Source organism: Devosia psychrophila (genome assembly GCF_000971275.1).
Classification (GTDB): Bacteria; Pseudomonadota; Alphaproteobacteria; order Rhizobiales; family Devosiaceae; genus Devosia; species Devosia psychrophila.
Genome location: NZ_LAPV01000088.1, coordinates 1 through 2,819 on the forward strand (window position 1 = coordinate 1; position 2,819 = coordinate 2,819).

3 protein-coding genes and 2 pseudogenes are annotated in these 2,819 nt (G+C 62.8%); 4 read left to right on the forward strand and 1 reads right to left on the reverse strand.

All coding sequences use genetic code 11. From position 1 onward, the window contains the following. Nucleotides 1–176 (reverse strand): annotated as a pseudogene (locus tag WH91_RS25085) (ISL3 family transposase); the annotation flags it as partial. Nucleotides 177–210: 34 nt separating this feature from the next. Here WH91_RS25085 and WH91_RS08025 point away from each other — a divergent pair. The 4 genes and pseudogenes from WH91_RS08025 to WH91_RS08040 all read left to right on the forward strand — a co-directional run bounded on the left by WH91_RS08025 (nt 211) and on the right by WH91_RS08040 (nt 2,314). Then, complete coding sequence (locus WH91_RS08025; RefSeq protein ID WP_046170489.1) at nt 211–687, forward strand: hypothetical protein; 477 nt, start codon at nt 211–213, stop codon at nt 685–687. Beyond that, nucleotides 684–1,526 (forward strand): annotated as a pseudogene (locus WH91_RS08030) (DUF7007 domain-containing protein). Before WH91_RS08025 ends, WH91_RS08030 begins: the two are co-directional and overlap by 4 nt. 163 nt (nt 1,527–1,689) lie before the next feature. After that, complete coding sequence (locus WH91_RS08035; protein ID WP_052952678.1) at nt 1,690–2,040, forward strand: hypothetical protein; 351 nt, start codon at nt 1,690–1,692, stop codon at nt 2,038–2,040. Then, entirely contained in the window at nt 2,024–2,314 is a 291-nt protein-coding gene (locus tag WH91_RS08040) for a hypothetical protein (RefSeq protein ID WP_046170490.1), read from the forward strand. The genes WH91_RS08035 and WH91_RS08040 overlap by 17 nt, the downstream gene beginning before the upstream one ends. Nucleotides 2,315–2,819 lie beyond the last annotated feature (505 nt).

Genomic DNA, 2,819 nt, shown 5'->3' on the forward strand with positions numbered 1-2,819 from the left:
CATAGAGCTGAAGCATTCCGCTTGCCGGCATCCCATTGGGCGTCGAGCCAGGGAAACTCAGCCTCCAACGAGCTTTGGCGAGGCCGGAAGACGTCATTTCGTTCGCCGCGAACGATCCGGCGAACGGCTTGGCGAGCGTGACCGGTGCGCTTCACGATTTGCTTGATCGGCATCCCCTCCTTCCAAGGCGTGAGCACAATGGAGGACATCATGTCCGCTCAACTGATTTTCGATCTCGCGCCGCTTGGCGCGACCGTTAGCTACTCCGACGGCACGCCGCGTCCCCCCGAACGCTTCAGCAAGAAACTCGCCGCCTGGGAAAATCGCAACAGCGGCGGGCGGCTCATCCGCAAGTTGTCGGCCCGCAAGGCGGGCAGTGCTGTGCTTGCCGCCAGCATTACCCTGCACGAGGGCGACTATGGCGCTCAAGGGGTAGTCGTGCTGACCGTCCACAGGAGCTTTTCCGTGGACTCAGACCTGAAATTCGCCGTGACGCAGTGTCCGGCCATCGGCTCCGTCCGCATTCTCAGCCGTGCCGGCGAGGACGGCGAATTGCTGCATCTCGCCGACAATCGTGCCGCGGCGGAGGCATGGCTGACCAGCCACCGGCACCTCGGTGCCATTCTGGACGGGGTGACGGCCGACGAGGTTGCGGCGTCCGCCGTCGAGGGGAGGGCTGCAGCATGACCGCCGCCTTTCACAAAATACCCGGCACCGCCCAAACCCCCGCCTATCCGGAGGCTTTGTTTGGTCGCAGCGCCGAGGGCCTTGCTGTCGCTCGGGTCGCCGACAACACCTTTGCCATGGTGCCGGGTCGCGATGGCGGGCACTATCTGGCCACGGCTGGCGCCTTGCCCGCCCGCTTGCCGATTGGACGCGCGCCGATTTCTACGGCCATGCGGGCGACCTCGCCGACGAGGCAGCGTTTCGTATTCGCGTCGAGGAGAATTCCCAGCACCAGCAGCAGCGCGCCATGGGGGCCATCACAAGGCGCAACGGTCTATGCCGACGGCGTCATCTGTCATTCAACCGCGGGTCATGGTGGATTTCATCTCGATCCTGCGCGCAATGAGAAGGTTCATCCGCTGCTGCGCGCGGCGGATGGGTTCTATGAGCAAGATTGCTGCTGAGCCGCTGTCGCCCAGGCGTTCCCCGATCTGTTCACCGATTTGGAGAAGACCGCCGCCGACCAGACACTTCGGGACGACCAGCCGCACGCCTGGGAGCATATCTACGACAAGGTGCTCGATGCGGGCCTGTCTGTCGAAAAAGACCGCCGGGCGTTCCACAGGCGCCATGGTGCCGACGGGATCGTCGTGTCGGCGATATTTTGCGACCACAAACCTGGCTTCACCGAAATCATCGCGACGGTTGGCGGCGATCGCACCGGCCAGCAGGATACGCGCCGCTATCTCGTTGCGAGTGCTGAATACGGCACGAGCGGCGGCCGTTTCGGTTTCGTCATCGATGGGTCCCGCCACCGTCTTTACGATGGTCCGTCGAGCTTCATCGGCTGGAACCGGTGATCGTCATGCCCTGGAAACGCATCGCCAGGGGATTGGTGCGTGTCATCCGACATGGCTGGCACGCGGCCGATCCTCACCGTCTGGCACCCCCGCTATTCCGCCCAGTTCACCGGCCGCGACGCCTGGAGACGGGCCGTGTCTGTGCGCCGATTGCCGACACTACATGCCGAAAGAAACCCCGATCATGACAAGCTATATCGTCGCCGTTCATCTCATCGTCGAAGCCGATGCCAATCCGGGTACGGAGATCGGCGGTGTTCTCGACGCCATGCTGACACAGAATATGCGTAAATATCTCGGCACGCATTCTGCCCTCATTGACTGGGCGGTCGCTGGCCCGGACATTGCAGCATCAATTGCATTGTTCGATGTGTCCAACCTATACTCCCGACGAAAGCCGCTTCCCGGATTGGCTGGCATCTCGGCATCTACGGCAGGGGCGGTTGAGGACGGCAATGTCATGATGTCCCCCCACGACTTCACCAGGCTCGGTGTGGATGGAGAGAGCCCTTAGCCGGACCCAGAACCATCTGCGTCTCATCGAACGCCAGATCGCCCTTCGCACCGGCCGCCTGACAGTCACCTTCCGCGCCAGATCCCGGCATTCTGGCCAAAACCGATCGACATGGACCAGTGCCGACGAACGGCTCTATCAGGACAATCTCTCAGCCCTGACCTTTGCCCGGCAATCGGAGGTCGATGCCGTGACGCGCAAGCTCATCCACCAGGATGCGGCGATAGCGGCATTCCGTTTCCGAAATGGAATTGTTGCAAGCCTTGCGGCATAGGCGGGAGTTTCAAATGGGACCGCTTTTGCGGAACCTGATCATGACATGAAGACGAGCGACCGGTTTTGACTCTGGTCCTCTAGCTGCATCTCCACCCCTGGACCGTCCCTTGTCGGTCATCTCCTCGGGTTTGTTGCGGTCTGAACCGGCTGCTGTTCCCTGCAAGGCCAAGCCGCTTCGCGGCCGGAACCCGCCGATCTCGGCAAGGCCAGCCTGCGCCCCGCGCGAGGGCTTATGCCCTGCTTGTCCGCACCCCGACCCTGCTCGCCTGGCAGGTTGCGGACCCTGTAGGGGTCCAGCGGACGCCGGTTCGGTGTGACCGCACCCGAAGGGAAGACCAGCAAGGGCCGGATTGCTCCAAGGGAGAAACCAGAAAGGACGTCCCTGATGACCAAAACCGCCCGCTCCACCCACTCCAGCGCCCGTGTCGTTCCGCTCCGTCGCGGCACCACCCTCGAAATGGTTCGCCTCGTCTGCCCCGACGCCAATCAAGCCTCCCTAATCT